The organism is Syntrophorhabdaceae bacterium (assembly GCA_035541755.1).
Taxonomy (GTDB): Bacteria; Desulfobacterota; Syntrophorhabdia; order Syntrophorhabdales; family Syntrophorhabdaceae; genus PNOF01.
Window position 1 is genome coordinate 12,427 of sequence record DATKMQ010000128.1, and the last position, 15,562, is coordinate 27,988.

General features: G+C 51.9%; 13 protein-coding genes. 7 read left to right on the forward strand and 6 right to left on the reverse strand.

All coding sequences use genetic code 11. The features are described from left to right. The first annotated feature begins 266 nt into the window (after nt 1-266). From VMT62_12955 to VMT62_12970, 4 genes are all read left to right on the forward strand, one after another. On the forward strand, nt 267-515 hold the full coding sequence (locus VMT62_12955; GenBank protein HVN97330.1) for a hypothetical protein: 249 nt from the start codon (nt 267-269) through the stop codon (nt 513-515). Further along, nucleotides 515-1,000: a Spy/CpxP family protein refolding chaperone gene (locus tag VMT62_12960; GenBank protein HVN97331.1), complete on the forward strand. Its 486-nt coding sequence runs from the start codon at nt 515-517 to the stop codon at nt 998-1,000. Before VMT62_12955 ends, VMT62_12960 begins: the two co-directional genes overlap by 1 nt. Before the next feature lie 30 nt (nt 1,001-1,030). Next, nucleotides 1,031-1,771 (forward strand): glycine zipper family protein, encoded by a 741-nt coding sequence (locus tag VMT62_12965; protein ID HVN97332.1) that lies wholly within the window; start codon nt 1,031-1,033, stop codon nt 1,769-1,771. A gap of 102 nt (nt 1,772-1,873) precedes the next feature. Beyond that, nucleotides 1,874-2,263 carry a hypothetical protein gene (locus VMT62_12970; GenBank protein ID HVN97333.1) on the forward strand — a complete coding sequence of 130 codons (390 nt, stop codon included), beginning with the start codon at nt 1,874-1,876 and terminating at the stop codon, nt 2,261-2,263. Nucleotides 2,264-2,272: 9 nt separating this feature from the next. On the opposite strand, the gene VMT62_12975 is transcribed toward VMT62_12970, so the two are convergent. After that, complete coding sequence (locus VMT62_12975) at nt 2,273-2,836, reverse strand: MarR family transcriptional regulator (GenBank protein ID HVN97334.1); 564 nt, start codon at nt 2,834-2,836, stop codon at nt 2,273-2,275. A gap of 361 nt (nt 2,837-3,197) precedes the next feature. On the opposite strand from VMT62_12975, the gene VMT62_12980 reads away from it, so the two are divergent. The 3 genes from VMT62_12980 (at nt 3,198) to VMT62_12990 (ending at nt 7,619) form a co-directional block, all read left to right on the forward strand. Next, entirely contained in the window at nt 3,198-4,358 is a 1,161-nt protein-coding gene (locus VMT62_12980) for a CapA family protein (protein ID HVN97335.1), read from the forward strand. Nucleotides 4,359-4,470: 112 nt separating this feature from the next. Then, nucleotides 4,471-5,856 (forward strand): MmgE/PrpD family protein, encoded by a 1,386-nt coding sequence (locus tag VMT62_12985; protein HVN97336.1) that lies wholly within the window; start codon nt 4,471-4,473, stop codon nt 5,854-5,856. A gap of 146 nt (nt 5,857-6,002) precedes the next feature. Continuing rightward, a complete protein-coding gene (locus tag VMT62_12990; GenBank protein HVN97337.1) occupies nt 6,003-7,619 on the forward strand; it encodes an ABC transporter substrate-binding protein in 1,617 nt (538 codons plus the stop codon). Between the two features lie 248 nt (nt 7,620-7,867). Here the strand turns inward: VMT62_12990 and VMT62_12995 are convergent, their stop codons facing one another. The 5 genes from VMT62_12995 to VMT62_13015 form a co-directional block, all read right to left on the reverse strand. Continuing rightward, on the reverse strand, nt 7,868-8,443 hold the full coding sequence (locus VMT62_12995) for a rubrerythrin family protein (GenBank protein ID HVN97338.1): 576 nt from the start codon (nt 8,441-8,443) through the stop codon (nt 7,868-7,870). A gap of 106 nt (nt 8,444-8,549) precedes the next feature. Further along, nucleotides 8,550-10,589, reverse strand: coding sequence for a catalase/peroxidase HPI (katG, locus tag VMT62_13000; GenBank protein ID HVN97339.1), 2,040 nt, complete (start codon nt 10,587-10,589; stop codon nt 8,550-8,552). 1,773 nt (nt 10,590-12,362) lie between these two features. Beyond that, nucleotides 12,363-13,280 carry a hypothetical protein gene (locus VMT62_13005; GenBank protein ID HVN97340.1) on the reverse strand — a complete coding sequence of 306 codons (918 nt, stop codon included), beginning with the start codon at nt 13,278-13,280 and terminating at the stop codon, nt 12,363-12,365. A gap of 463 nt (nt 13,281-13,743) precedes the next feature. After that, complete coding sequence (locus VMT62_13010; protein HVN97341.1) at nt 13,744-14,463, reverse strand: hypothetical protein; 720 nt, start codon at nt 14,461-14,463, stop codon at nt 13,744-13,746. A 49-nt stretch (nt 14,464-14,512) separates the two neighbouring features. Further along, on the reverse strand, nt 14,513-15,562 hold a 1,050-nt coding region (locus VMT62_13015), incomplete at its 5' end, for a tetratricopeptide repeat protein (GenBank protein ID HVN97342.1).

Below are 15,562 nucleotides of genomic sequence, written 5' to 3' on the forward strand. Positions count from 1 at the left end.
AGTAGCTCGTAGCGAAATTTGCCTCAATAATGTGTTCCCCCATCTCACCGATAAGGCCGAGGCAAGGACCTTGACCCGCAAATCACGACGCCGTGATCGAGGTTGTCGAAGGAGATTAATCGCACGTGGGATATACATCGACACGGTTGTCGATTAATTCGCGATAAATCGACACGGTTGTCGATTATTCTGCCCCTGGTATTCTGAAATATCTAATGATGTTCGATTGTTGAGAACGGCATGGCCATTGCACAGTGATGGTCAGTATGGAAGAGGACAAAGATATATCGCCAGGAAGGCACTCAAGAAGTACCGAACCCCACAGGGCCGGGCAGAATCATGATCATGAATCGAGCAACAGCAAGATGATTGTGACAATAATGGACCGAGGTAAGATTCAAAGAAAAACGTATCTTGGTCTTAACGGTTTTCCTCGCATTTACTACTGCCCGGTCCTCTCTTTGTTTGATGATGATGTAATCGATAGAGCCAAAGAACTCAAGGAGGTATCGTAATGAAAAAGCTACTGGTAGTGATTGCGGTGGTTGTAGTTGCTATTGCAGCCATTGTATTCTCGGTTTTCGCTGCTCCCGCTGATCAGGCGTCCCCGGCCGGGATGGGCGCGTGGCGAGGCGGACCCGCAGGGGAAGAGGGCGCCTATCACGGCGGTCCTTTTCAGCATAAGGACATGCGGTCGCGCCTCAATCTCACAAAGGACCAGATGGACAAGATGCGTGATATCAGGACCCGTTATCACAAGGAAACCCGTGATATGAGGTACGAGCTCGCTCAAAAGAGACTTGAAATGCACAAATTGTTTACGGATCCTAAGACCGACGACGCGACGCTTCTCGCCAAACAGAAGGAGCTGAGCGTGCTCAGGGCCAGGCTTTCTGACAAAATGGCCGAGATGAGTATCGAGATGAGAAGGGTTTTTACACCGGACCAACTCGAGAAGCTCGACAGTTTCCCTTTAAATCGTCACCACGGTTGGCGCTAGGGGAGTGAACATCATAAAGGGAGATGGTATATGAAAAGAGTTGTTACCTTCTGTTTGATGCTACTTGTGTGTGGATTCTCGAGCGTTGTCCGGGCTTCTGATGGTTACAATACTCAGAAAGGCGCCGTCATAGGCGCCCTCGGAGGTGCACTGGCCGGCCAGGCGATCGGTCGCAACACGGCTGGCACCCTTATAGGCGCAGCGTCAGGGGCGCTCATAGGCGCTGTGGCCGGAAATGCCATGGACCAGAATCGGACGGATACACGCCTTGCCCAGGTATCGAGGCCCATGAATGCGCCTCCTCCGCCTTCCGATCAGCCTCCCGGCGAGTGGGTCGAAGTTCCCGGGCAGTGGGTGAACGGGCAGTGGGTGCCGCCGCACAGAACGTGGGTGCCGGTGAATCCGGGTGGCGCCGGGGCCGCGGTGGCAGTTCCACAGGGCGCTTTCCCCCCTGCATATGTGATAGAGACGCCGCCGACGGTGGTTCCCATACCGGGGTCTTACGTTTACTATGTTCCGGACATCGGGGTAGATATCTTCTTCTACCACGGCTACTGGTATCGTCCCTACGGGGGTCACTGGTACAGAGGTGCAGGATATAATGGACCATGGGTATACGTCGGCGCCCGAGCGGTTCCTCCGCCTATCATCGGCATTCCTCCCGACTACCGCAGGGTAATGCCCCCGGGTTACCGGCCGGTGCCATACATAGAACTGCAGGGGAACTGGAGAAGATGGGAAAGGGAGAGACACTGGGATCATCACCGGTGAAGCCGCTATGACGTGGGGTGAGGCTATGACAGAGATTTCTTCACGCATAAGCGACGTTCTGCGCAGTATCATTTCGGTGATAAGAGAATCAAGGAGGCATCCATGAAAAAAAGGAGTCTTGTAATTGTTATCGTTGCCCTCATCGGCATCTCTCTTGCTCTTTCAACTCCGAGCCAGGCCAGAGGCTTCAGAGGCGGCTGGGGTTGGTGGGGAGCCGGAGCATTCGCGGGCGGGATCCTTCTCGGCACTGCGATAGCCAGGCCCCGGTACTATGCGCCGGCACCCGTGTATGTCTACCCTCAACCGACGGTTGTCTACGCGGCGCCTCAACCCGTGTATGTTCCCAATCAGGCTTATGCTTACCCTGATTCGGCTGCTGCCTCAGGTACGGGCGGCGCCCTCGGACCGGGACAATGGGTCGAGGTGCCGGGCCAATATGTAAGCGGCAGATGGGTTGCGCCCCACAGAGTGTGGGTGCCTGATCATCCTTAATCGTTCGGTTTAACGCGAGACGCCTCTTTTGCGCACAGGTTGGTGCCGTAAGGGGCGTCGAACGCCCTTTATCTGGTTCTTGATATGGTCCGGATTTCCCATTACCAGGCTCACCATGTGTCTTCTTATCTTTTTTACCATCACAGATATGGCCGTAAGCTCAGGCTCATTGAGACAATATGTTAATTCTCTCTCAACCGGCGCGATCTTTCTCAAAGATTCAAGGATGTACTTGAGTCCGTCCGTGGTAATGAAGACCTGAACAACACGGCGGTCGCGCTTCCCCCGGTTTCTTGCCACAAGACCCTCTTTTTCAAGATTGTTGAGAATGGTCGTCGCGTTCTGTTTGGGTCGCAGAAGATTTCTTGCCAGTTCACTCGGCGCGATGCCTTTATCGGAGAGGGCAAGGTTGATAAGAACACCCATCTTCAGCCAGTTAACCTCATCTTTCAAAGCTATGTTGACATATCGGTTGATTACGTCGGAAAGCATCATGAGCCTCGTGAAATGGCAGGACGAAAGCTCAGTTACGCAATCCCCGGCAAGCTTTTCGCTCGCTCTTCTCAGTCTCATTCGCACCTCTTAGGGATTAAGTTTCTTAGCGAGGATATCTCGCCAGGCCATCAATCTTATCACACTTTTATTTGTCGAGCTAAAAAAAGCGTTTGTGTAAGTCCATGCTTATTAAGCCCCTCTGGCCGCCTATTCCATCACATATAACCTTGACAGCGCCCGTTTCGATACGGTAACATAAAGTTACCGTATGATCCACACAAATTATCATACAGCTCGTTCCGGTTGTCGAGGATCTATAATTTGTCAAGTGGCGTGGGTTTTTCCTGAAGGTGACAGAATATTATCCACCTGTTGATTGGAGAGAAAAGGAGAGCTAAAGCCAGGCAATGAACGCTCACTGTCATCAGTGGGATGGAAGGTGACGAAGAGAATGTTGACCATGCTTGCCGTAGGAGATTTGATACTTGGAGGTCCGGAGCCTGATTTGTGTTTTGAGCTGGCTCGCCCTACGCTAACGGGGGCAGATATTCTTATCGGACAGGGAGAGGCGCCGTTCACATCGCGCAGCATAGACAAGTATTATGTAGAAGTACCCACGGAGATTTTCGCCACACCTTCGTGCGATCCGGCTAATATGAGAGCGCTGGCGAACGCAGGTTTTCATATCATCACGCTCGCCGGAAACCACATCTGGGATTCGGGGGCGCCCGGCATCCAAGACACCGTGCACGGACTTCGCGACCTTGGTATCACCACCATCGGAGCAGGTATGAATATAGGCGAGGCAAGACGCCCGGCAATCGTTGAGCGTGAGGGGACTATTTTTGGTTTTCTCAACTATAACTGCACCGGGCCTAAGGCCACATGGGCTACGCCGGAAAAACCAGGCTGCGCTTACATCCACGTGGTTGCGGCTTACGAACTGGAGCACCCGACCCCCGGGGCGGCCCCCACGGTTTACACCTTCGCCGTGCCTTATAGCGTAAACGAGATGGTCGATGATATCCGCGCTCTTAAAGGCCGCTGCGACATCGTCACGGTCTGTTTACACAAAGGCCTGGGCTTTGTGCCCGCAAAACTTGCCATGTACGAACAGCAGGTGTCCTACGCTGCAATCGATGCGGGTGCAGATTGCGTGATCGGTCACCATGCGCATATGCTGCGCGGGGTGGAATACTATAAGAGCAAGGCCATCTTTCACGGCCTGGGTAACTTCGTTGTAAGTAAACGGCCCCGTGAGGCGGCCGATAGGCCGCCCTGGGCTGTGCGGAATTTCGTGGACAAACATAAAGATCTGCTTGGGCCATGGGTTGAGCCGGACCCCGAATACCCCAGGCATCCGTATCATCCCGAAACTCTTAAGACCGTCATCGCCAAATTCGAGGTTGAAGACCGTTCAATTGCACGCGTGAGTTACCTCCCCTGTCTCATCAATAAAGAGGGTCAGCCGGAAGTGCTCCGACAGGATGAAAAGGGACAGATGCTGTTCGATTACATGGACTCAATTTCGAGAATCGCGGGGCTTAACGCCCATTATACGTGGAGTGAAGACGAGGTGACGGTCGAGCCGGCTCATTGAACTATCGACAGCGGGAAAGCGTGGGGCCACTCGTACGCACGTACCCGTTAGGGCGCCCGTAGCAGGCTCGCGAACCCGTGAACATGTGGGACTCGCAATGGATTAGGTGAAAATGAATGAATCTTTCGCGCTAGCGCAATACATCTACGAAACCGATTACGATGACCTGCCCCACGAGGCGGCGGATGTAACCAAGAAGGCCCTTCTTGACGGGATAGGCGTTATTCTTGGTGCGACAACCCTGGGCGAGGGGTGTCGCCTCTTTGTGGAACTTGCAAAAAGAGGAGGCGGCAAACCGGAAAGCACGATCATCGGCTTTAACGCCAGGGTCCCCAGTTACATGGCGGCCTTCGCGAACGGGGCCATGGCTCATGCCCTCGATTTTGAAGACGCCCATGAGGGGGCGCTGGTTCACTCCAATGCGGCCCCCATTCCCGCGGGGCTCGCCGTAGCTGAGGCAACCGGCAAGACGGGTGGCAAGGAATTGATCACGGCTCTCACCTTAGGCAGCGACATAGTCTGCAGGCTGGGGCTCGCCCTCAAAGATAATCCTCTGGACCACGGCTGGTATACGCCACCGATCTTAGGGGCCTTCGGCGCCACGGCAACCGCATCCAAACTCCTCGGGCTCACGCCGGAGCAGATCGTCGACGCCCTTTCGCTGTGCCTCTGCCAGGCGACGTGCACGGCCGAAATCGTCTCCAGCCCTCGCTCCTACATGCGGGCCGTGAGAGATAGCTTCGCCGCAAAATCAGGCGTGTTATCGGCCCTGTTGGTCAAGGATGGGGTACGCGGGTTCGACTATCCTATCGAGGGCAAAGCCGGATTGTTCGGTCTTTTTGCAAACGGGAATTACGATTCGGACGTGTTGCTGAAAGATTTGGGCGTAACCTTCGAGAGCGCCAATATCGCTTTCAAGCCGTGGCCAAGCTGCAGGGGCACTCACGCATACATCCAGGGAGCTATCGAACTGGCGAGGGAAGGCAATATCGGACCCGAAGACATAGAGGCGGTCAAGGTTGTGGTGGGTGAGAGCCCTCTCAACCGGCGGTTATGCGAGCCTCTGGAAAGAAAAAGACATCCCGCGGTTGCCATCGACGCCAAATTCAGTATTCCCTTTACCGTTGCCGTTGCCCTGGTCCGCGGCGCAGTGACGCTCGATCACTTCACTGCTGACGCCCTGAAAAGTAGAGAGGTTTTGCAGATTGCAGAAAGGGTGACCTGCGAGGTTATTGCCGATGAGGTATGGAAACATTCCTCGGAGGAAGGCTATGTCGAGATGAAGCTCAAAGACGGAGAGGTCAAATCCAGAAATATCCGTCTTGTCTACGGCCAGCCCCTTAATCCCATGGACGCTCAGTCGCTTATTGCGAAATTCAAAAATTGCGCATCCTATTCCGAGAAAAAAATACCTGAGAAAACTATCCAGGAGATAGTTCAGATGGTAATGAATCTGGAAGGATTGACCCACATCGGGCAATTAACTGAGGTGCTGTAAGATGAAAAGAGCCTTGCCTCAAGTCAATCGGCTGAGCGCCGATTCAGGTATGGTGTTGGACACAAGCAGTGCGTGAGTGAGACAAGGCTCATAAGGATTTGGACGGGCATCGGAAGATTTGTGAAATCAAAAGGCAAGGAGTGAACATGAAAAAAAGAGCCCTTGTAAGAAGCGTTTTGGTGCTGACTCTTGGTCTTGTATGGGCATGTTTTATGCCACAGTTACAGACAAAGGGATCAGCTGAGCCCGCTAACACCAAAGCCAAGGCTACGAAGCCTGCGGCGCAAAAGGCGAAACTAACACCCAGGTACGGTGGAGTGCTCAGGCGGCATTACGACAACGACGCCCAGCAACTGGGTGATCCGGCGGGGAGGCCTTTTGATCTGACGAGCGTAAAGATGTCCAGGCCTGCTATTGAAACCCTGCTTCGTTACGATGAAAAAGGCAATCTGGTCCCCTGGCTTTTGACCGGCTTCAAAGTGGGCAAAGACCTGCACTCCGTGACGCTCAGCGTGCGTGGCGGTGTCAAGTTCCACGATAAAACAACCTGCGATGCCGAGGCGATCAGATGGAATTTGGAGCGATACAGGACCTCCGATAATCCGGAGCTCAAGGCAGTCACGTCTATCGATGTCGTGAATGAATCCATGGTCAGGCTGAACCTGTCGGAATGGGACAGCGCCCTCATCGGCAACCTTGCGAGTTATGCGGGTATGATGATCTCTCCCACGGCTTTCAAAGCAAACGGCGCGGACTGGTGTCGAACTCATCCGGTGGGCACCGGTCCCTTTAAATTCGTGAGCTGGCAGAGGGACGTTGGCATTAAGTACGAAAAGTTCGACTCATACTGGCAGAAAGGCAAATCCTATCTCGATGCTATCGAATGGGTGATTATTACCGATCCCGTGTCGCGCCTCGCAGCATTCAAAAGGGGCGAGGTAGACGATCTTGCCAATGTGCAGCCCAAGGATGTGGAAGACTTAAAGGCGACCGGCAAGTACTACGGGGCATTCTGCCAATTGTCAGCGCTCACATTCTGTCTCATGGGCGACAGCGGCCACCCCAGGTCACCCTTCGCCAACATTAAGGTGAGACAGGCTATAGAATACGCTATTGATAAACAGGCGCTGGCAAAAAGTTTCACGTTCGGTCTCGGGCAAATCGCGAACCAGTATGCTCCTCCCAACTCATGGGGGAATAATCCAAACGTGAAAGGCTACCCCTATGACCCGAATAAGGCAAAGAAGCTTTTGGCAGAAGCGGGCTATCCCCGGGGATTCAAAACCAAAATCATAACGCCGTCTATTGCTTTTTTCTCGGACCCCGTGGTCGCCATTCAAGGATATCTTGAAAAAGTGGGTATTATTGCGGAAGTCGAAGTGGTCACTCCTCCCAAACATACCTCTGTGCTCAGGGGAGGCTGGGAGAATGCCCTGATCGTGCACAATGCTCCCCTTTCAGAACCGGACGCGGCCAAGAACCTCTCAGTCAATTTCTCATCCCGCTCCTACTTGAAGAATACGATGCTAGCCCCTGCCGATTACGAGCAGGCGATCACCAAGGCGCTCGCGGCGCCGGATGCCAAAGCCAAACAAAAGTGGGTATGGGACGCCCAGAAGATGTTGATCGACAAATACGCCCTTGCCGGTTTTTACTTTACCTTGCCTCGCATTTCTTTCATCAGCAATAAAGTACATGACACAGGGGTGGGCGCCACCGTGGATGTGCAATGGACCCCGGAGGATGCCTGGATCGGGGAATAGCGGATGGTGTAAAGCGGAGTATGCAAAAAGAAGGGGGCTGAGATCGGCCCCCCTTTTTTTCTAAGTCGTAACTATTATTTTACTGAGAATTTGTAGATGGTTTTGCCGGAGTAAATTTCTCCCTTTTTAATGACCGTTGAGGGAAAGCTCGGTTCGTTCGGACTGTCTGGAAAGTGGGACGGCTCCATACAAACCCTCTATGAATCATTACCACGAATTCTTCTGTCAGCGGACGCTGATGGTTCGCCTCAATAGTTCTCTGCCGCGAGCTCGTAGTGGTCCCGCGGATGGGCACAGGCGGGGCATTCGGCTGGCGCATCGGTACCTTCGTGGATATATCCGCAGTTCCTGCACCTCCACTTCATCGAGGCATCTCTCTTGAAGACCCTGTTCCTTTTTATGTTCTCGAGAAGGGCGAGGTAGCGCTTTTCATGTCCCGTCTCCGCCACGGCGATCATGCGGAAGACATTCGCAATCTCCGAAAAGCCCTCCTTTTCTGCCACTTCTGCAAAATCAGGATAGAGCATGCCCCACTCGAGGTGCTCACCGGCCGCCGCGGCCTCAAGGTTCTCCGCGGTTGTGCCCACGAGTCCTGCAGGAAACGTGGCTACGATTTCCAGATCGCCTCCCTGAAGGAACGAAAAGAACCTCTCGGCGTGTTCTTTCTCGTTGTCCGCCGTGTCAGCAAATAGCCATGCGATCTGTTCGTATCCCTCTTTTTTTGCCTGAGAAGAAAAATAGGTGTATCGGTTTCTTGCCTGAGATTCGCCTGCGAAGGCCTTGAGCAGATTTTTTTCCGTCTGTGATCCCTTTAACGTTGCCATGTATACCTCCATTTTGTTTGTTGAATTACTTGATTCCCTTAGCATATCCGCCTGACGATGGGTATACCATCGCCTACCAGAAACCTCGAAAGACCTTACGTCATGATCAAGAGAGGTCGAAACGGTCAAGGTTCATCACTTTGTTCCACACCGCCACAAAGTCATTGACGAACTTCTCCCGGGAGTCCTCACACGCGTAAACCTCGGCCAGGGCCCTCAGCTGGGAGTTCGAACCGAAGATCAAATCGACACGTGTGCCGGTCCACTTAAGTGCGCCGCTTACGCGATCACGACCCTCGAATAGATTATCGTCTTCCGAGGTTGCCTCCCACGTTGTGCTCATGTCGAGCAAATTCACGAAGAAGTCATTGGTAAGCGCCTCCGGACGCCTGGTGAAGACGCCATGCTGAGACCCTCCGAAGTTGGTCTTGAGCACGCGCATGCCGCCCACGAGAACCGTCATCTCGGGCGCGGTCAATGTGAGAAGCTGCGCGCGATCAACGAGCAGTTCCTCTGGTCTCACTGCATATTTGGTCTTTAAATAGTTGCGGAACCCGTCCGCGGCCGGCTCAAGTACAGCGAACGACTTCGCATCAGTTTGCTCCTGTGAGGCGTCCATACGTCCCGGCGTGAAGGGAACTGCTACGTCGTGACCCGCATTCTTCGCAGCTTGCTCTACGCCTGCGCAGCCGGCGAGAACAATGAGGTCAGCGAGTGATATTTTCTTACCGCCTGAGGCCGCGCTGTTAAAGGCGCTTTGGATGCCCTGCAACGTTCTGAGCACCTTCTCGAGCCGGGCAGGCTCATTGACTTCCCAGTCCTTTTGCGGTGCCAGACGGATGCGGGCGCCGTTGGCGCCACCGCGCTTGTCGGAGCCACGGAAGGTGGACGCCGACGCCCACGCGGTCGAAACCAACTCCGACACAGAGAGACCAGAAGACAAAATCCTGGTCTTGAGGAAGGCGATGTCCTCTCCATCAATCAGTTTGTGATTGACGGCAGGGATGGGATCTTGCCAGATGAGCTCTTCTAAAGGAACCTCGGGCCCGAGATAGCGCGCTCGCGGTCCCATATCGCGGTGGGTCAGCTTGAACCACGCACAGGCGAATGCATCCGCGAGTTGATCGGGGCGCTCATAGAAGCGCCTCGAGATCTTTTCGTACACAGGGTCAAAGCGCAGAGAGAGGTCTGTGGTCAGCATGGACGGCGCGTGACGCTTTGATGGGTCGTGTGGATCGGGCACGGTACCGGCGCCTGCGTCTCCTTTGGGCTTCCATTGGTACGCACCGGCCGGACTCTTGGTCAGTTCCCATTCGAAGCTGAATAAGATTCGGAAAAAATTGTTGCTCCACTTCGTAGGGGTGTTGGTCCAGATCACTTCCGGGCCTCCGGTAATCGCATCGTTAGCCTTGCCCGTACCAAAGGCGCTCTTCCAGCCGAGGCCCTGTTCTTCGATGGGGGCGGCTTCCGGCTCCGGACCTACCAGTGACTTGTCTCCCGCTCCGTGGGTCTTACCGAATGTGTGCCCGCCCGCGATCAGCGCCACGGTCTCCTCGTCGTTCATAGCCATGCGACCGAAGCTCTCGCGGATATCCCGCGCCGCAGCGATCGGATCAGGGTTCCCGTTCGGCCCTTCCGGATTCACATAGATAAGGCCCATCTGAACGGCGGCGAGGGGATTCTCGAGTTCCCTCTCACCCGTGTAACGCTTGTCGTCAAGCCACTCACTCTCGGAGCCCCAGTATATATCCTTTTCCGGTTCCCAGACGTCCTCGCGCCCGCCGGCGAAGCCGAAGGTCTTGAAGCCCATAGATTCCAGGGCCACGTTACCCGCGAGGATCATGAGATCGGCCCAGGAAATTTTGCGGCCATACTTCTTTTTGATCGGCCAGAGCAATCGGCGCGCCTTGTCGAGGTTCGCATTGTCGGGCCAGCTGTTGAGCGGCGCCAGGCGCTGGCTGCCTCTTCCCGCACCGCCGCGGCCGTCGCCCACTCGGTAGGTGCCGGCGCTGTGCCACGCCATGCGGATAAACAAGGGTCCATAGTGACCGAAATCCGCCGGCCACCAGTCCTGCGACCTCGTCATCAGTTCGCTCAAGTCCTTCTTCACGGCCTTCAGGTCAAGGGTCTCGAATTCTACAACCAAATTGACTATCAACGGTTTGTAAGACGCATAGAAGCGAAATAGAAGCGAGTATTCGCTCGTATGAAATCAACGGTTTCGAGTGGTAAAGAGTATCCCTCATAAAGAATGCCCTGGATTTATTAACGTCAATGGTTTATGCAACGTTTCAAAACGAGACTAGAAATCGAAGTTTCAATTTGTATCAGGGTTGAAAAGTGGGCTTCGAGCCGAGCTCTATAGGCTGTAAACCGTTGATAGTCAACGGTCCAAAAATTCACTCGGCACTATTTCGCACTAAATGGGCGTAGATCGACCAAGAAATCCGTCCGATTTAGCCCTATGGTTTGGACAAGATTTTGGTCTGATTTTCTCTGAATAATGCACATTCTTCGCCCGTAGAAGATGCGGGGCGTTGGTCACTTAGAGAGGTATATATGCATTTTGGTGTTACAAGTGTTGCTGAGGTTACCTTCTATCCATACAGAGGCCTTATTAATGCATTGAAGAGCAAAATCTGATCATATATAGAAAGTGTTACTTAGAAGTTACAAAGGTTATCCGGTATTCGTACTCATGTGATTCGCACCTCTCAGACCAAGCCGATGTATTGGCATCAGTAGGGCAGGGCGGCATCAATAAAGAGCGGGTCCTTCGAGGGGCGATTCTGCTTACGGTGCGCTAAACCTCACAAAACGAGCGTTTTTGGGACAGCATACGTGGGACGCGGGACAAAATAGGGAGCTTGTGAAAAGTTGAGTAGGCCTCATTACGAGAATGCTGTGCTCGCAATGAAAGCACGCCCCGCCAAGTGAATAACGTAGCCAACCTGTCCAAAGAAGAAATCGCTTGAGCGCCAAATGACGGCCAACCTCGCTGCGTGCAATGCAGCACGGGCATTCATGACTGTGGAACTGAACCACTATGCCGTCATAACCTCAGATATAGTTATATACGCCTCTGAAATAATCGAGCCTGCCCACCAAAGTCGGTTATAATCCTCAGCGAGCTACAAACACACAATTAGCCACGGTTCTACGTGCTGGTAATACCTGAGAGAAACTGATCGCGTATAATGATCTTCCTGGACCCCAGGTGTCCTTCAGATTCCTAATATTCTTCCAATGTCTCCCTTTCCAGGAATGCATGTCAAAAAGTGCAAGTAAGACCAGTAGAGAAAGCCCGCTACGAGCAGCAAATTGACGAAGTCGTACGGACCGACACTCTTGTCTAGGAACGGATACGCGGACACGGATAGAAGGAAAAGCGCCGTGGCGATTCCTATCCGCACATCTAAAACGCCAGAAGTTCGTGAAGCGACGTGCCCAACGAAAACTACCGGCCCCTGACTCAAAGACGGATATCTGAACCGCAGATACGCTTCGCCCGAGTTACCATGGACTTTGACCAGTGTTCTCCTCGTGCTCGCTGCTCCGGAAAACAACGTAGTCATTTGCTCTTCACTAAGCATTATTTTTCTAACCAGCAATCCATACCGATAGGGATAGAATCTCAAAACACGTATAAAGATTTCCTCGACAATGGAGAAGAATGCTAGACTGAGCGAGATGAGTTCCTTCACAGATAGATGGTTAATGAGAAAATTAAGAATATGCAAAGCCGTATTCATCGTATGTTCCTGCCTCTCAGATTCATAGATTCATTACTTCCTGCCAGGAGCCCAAATCGTTGTGTTCGTCTGGTTGATGTAGTAGCCCAACCCATACCCCTTTCCTCCCCATGAGGCACTTAATCCCCACCCTTGATTGTTTGACGAATACGTAACAGCTAATCCTGTTACGTCCACTGTAAGGTTATAGCTGGTTCCTTATTACGAATGTAATAATCAAGTAGCTGCGGAAAGCGCTCCACTGCACGGCTGATTGCGGCCCGCACCTCTTTATTTGTCACCTTCGGCCCATGCGGGATTGTCCTGAGGAGATAGTCGTTAACTTGGGCACGTAGTGTAGCGTCCGGCAATGCGTGGGCAATCTCTGGAAACCGGTCAAGGAGCTCGGGGCGGTTTATCCATGCCTCATCTTTTGTGAAAATATCCCTTGGTGTTAGAAGTACAAAATCATCGTGGGGGTACGGTAACTCGAAGCGGTGATAAGGCAACTCAAAGTACTCTGTAGTCCATGAACGGGTTCCGTAATTGAATCCTACTTTTCTAAGGGCAACACGCCTGCGTTGGGAACTTTGTAGATATTGAAGCGCAAACTCTTGAGTGTAATTTGCCAGGTAGTACTTGATAAGGTTCGTTGTAAAATCGCTAATATTATCTCGGCCCACCCCATCTCTTATAAGGCACAGCTTTTCAAGATGACTGCTGCGGGTTATTTCTTCCTCTCCAAAATCACGAAAAACATTATTCAAATTTCGGTGCAAGGCCCTCGCGAAATCCATTCCCAGACCTCGACCTTTATTGCCTTCCTTGCTTAACCCAAGCCAGTTCTGCTTAACCTCCGGAAACGTGAACCATTCTCTCACTAGCGGTTCTGCTACTTGACCCGCCAAAGAAACCTCCTTGAGAAACCTCATGTAGTCTATGATTCCGTTGTGAAGCTGTTGATAGATAGTGTTTTCGCTGTTGAACAGAAGGAATGGATCAACGAATACAGGTAGATCATTTACGAGCGATACGTCGAAAGCGCCGTACTCCTCCATAATATCCGGTGACAAAGAAAAGTAGTCTGAAAAGTATATCTCAGTCATGTTTTTTCACCTTCCCAACATGAAGTTCACCGGGAGACGAGCGCCTTTCCTCGCCGATCCGGTGGAACGGCTTGTTATGCGGCATCATGCCCTCATGGTCTTTATTCCGTGGATCTGAGACTACGGACTCGATCTGAGTTCATCTTTCCTTGCCGCAGCTTGCTTGAATGGCTTGGAGCCGAAGCTTGACAGGCCCCCTGTGCAGCTATGGCTAACCATGCCAGCAACAATGTGAGTTGCTTAAACCGCATTTCACCATACGCCCTCATGTTCTGTGCTATCTGGTCCCTTACTTTATCATCCTCCACGGTTGAGATCTGTTAGCGCCTTGAGTAGTGTTTTTTTACCGAATAATTAATATGCAGCTACCATTTTGTTACATTCTATTAGGCTCCGCTAAGATCAAAAAATCCACGGCACCCAGGATGAACTTTTCTGATTATTGCTTTGCCGCCCTCGCATGTCATCTCGCCCTGTTTCCGAGAATGACAGGGCACGTGCCCAAACCTTTTATGGAACGGACGATTTTTCGTATAAGTGGCTGAAGCCAATCGGCCCCTGCTACAATCGTATCTATGAGTTTAGAAAGGTCTATTTTGACAAGTATATGATCAGGACGTCGTTCGTCAACGAATAATTTCGACAGCGCGCGATAATTCTTAATTTCTGGGGGAGGAGAAAATAAGCAAGAATGTGGGTTCTCGTTTGATCCAGAGACACAAAGCCGTAATTCTTGTTCATGAGCATAAATTCTTCTTTTACAATAGACTTGAACGTAGAAACTCCTGAGAAGTTCCTCGTCGGGCTTATCTTCGTAATGAACTTTGCCCATTATAACCGGTGTCGGATCGTCCCAAATAGCGTCTTTAACACGTCCGATGGAGGATTTGATAGCCACGCTTTCCGCCGGTACCCCTCCATATAATTTCCACATTGCCTCTGATTCATGCTCATTAATGTGCCAGCAATTAACATACTTATTAATTCTCAGATAGGACTCCTTATGCGGATCACTCAAATGGATGTTGACTGGGATGCCCTCCATCTGGTCCTCCAAGTGATCAAGCCTCGCAAAATACAATTTCTTGAACTTCAACAAGTGCATTAATCTCGCAAAACTCATATACCTATAAATAGTTGTTTCGTCTCGTGGGGTGTCTATCATTTTGACATGTTGGTACATCTCTTGGCTCCTAATGGTTACTGACCCTGCTACGTAGGTCGTTTCAGGCTTACCACGTAATCCCTTTGCTTTGCAAAAACTGTTGGGCCTGCGTCAGGCCCAATTTTGCAGCCGTCTTGCAATCTTCTATGTCTTGCTTGTGGTTTCCGAGTTTGCCATAGGCTGAACCCCGGCTATAATAAGCTTCCGCATCCTTGGGATTTAGTTCTATGGCCTTGTCATAGTCCCTGATGGCATGGTGATAATCGCCCATGTGTGAGTATGCGTAACCTCGATTAGCGTAGGCAGCGCCATATGCAGGTCTTAGTTCTATTGCCTTGTCATAATCCGCTATGGCCTTAGGATGATCACCCAATTCGTTATACTCGTTCCCTCTGACGTAGTAGGCCACTTCATCTTTACCATCCAATTCAATTGCTCGCGAAAAATCGTTCAGTGCTTTCGCATGATTGCCAAGACTTACGTAAACGCTTGCCCTGCTTCTATAAGCCTTTCCATATTTAGGTCTTAGTTCTATAGCCTTGTCATAGTCCGTGATAGCGTGCTGCTGATTGCCGATTTTTTCATAACAAAGTCCCCGATTGTAATAGGCCAGCGCAATTGTAGGATCCAGCTCTATTGCCCTGTTGTAGTCGCTCAACGCCTGATTGTTATTTCCGAGCTCCGCATATGCAGTGCCTCGGCTGGCGTAAGCCGAGGCCATTTTTGGCGATATTTCAATTGCCTTTTCGAAGTCCCTGAACGCCTTGTTGTATTCTCCAATGGCAGTATATTCAACTCCGCGGTTAACGTAGGCTGCCGCATATCCCGGATTCAACTGTATTGCTCGAGTATAAGCAAGAATTGCTTCCTTGCTCTTATTGAAGGTGGTAAACGCAAATCCTTTATTAAACCACCCCGAAGCGCTCAGCTGTTCGTCAGCCTGCGCAAGCAGATTACGATTTCGTCCTGAAGGCGGATCGAATACCTTGGCCTCTGGGTCAGCGGGATAACACTGGGTGGCAGACATTATCAGGCATCCCAGAATGACGATAGCTGTGTCTCGCGTACGAAACAACTTCTTGGCACCCCGCTTTAGTAGAGCGGTGTGTCGCCCAGC

Bases quoted from the DNA above. Each gene is read 5' to 3' on its own strand.
- VMT62_13010 (HVN97341.1), bottom strand. From the start codon at position 14,463: ATGTACCAACATGTCAAAATGATAGACACCCCACGAGACGAAACAACT.
- VMT62_12985 (HVN97336.1), top strand. From the start codon at position 4,471: ATGAATGAATCTTTCGCGCTAGCGCAATACATCTACGAAACCGATTAC.
- VMT62_12960 (HVN97331.1), top strand. From the start codon at position 515: ATGAAAAAGCTACTGGTAGTGATTGCGGTGGTTGTAGTTGCTATTGCA.
- VMT62_12995 (HVN97338.1), bottom strand. From the start codon at position 8,443: ATGGCAACGTTAAAGGGATCACAGACGGAAAAAAATCTGCTCAAGGCC.
- VMT62_13005 (HVN97340.1), bottom strand. From the start codon at position 13,280: ATGACTGAGATATACTTTTCAGACTACTTTTCTTTGTCACCGGATATT.
- VMT62_12990 (HVN97337.1), top strand. From the start codon at position 6,003: ATGAAAAAAAGAGCCCTTGTAAGAAGCGTTTTGGTGCTGACTCTTGGT.
- VMT62_12975 (HVN97334.1), bottom strand. From the start codon at position 2,836: ATGAGACTGAGAAGAGCGAGCGAAAAGCTTGCCGGGGATTGCGTAACT.
- VMT62_12955 (HVN97330.1), top strand. From the start codon at position 267: ATGGAAGAGGACAAAGATATATCGCCAGGAAGGCACTCAAGAAGTACC.
- VMT62_12965 (HVN97332.1), top strand. From the start codon at position 1,031: ATGAAAAGAGTTGTTACCTTCTGTTTGATGCTACTTGTGTGTGGATTC.
- VMT62_12970 (HVN97333.1), top strand. From the start codon at position 1,874: ATGAAAAAAAGGAGTCTTGTAATTGTTATCGTTGCCCTCATCGGCATC.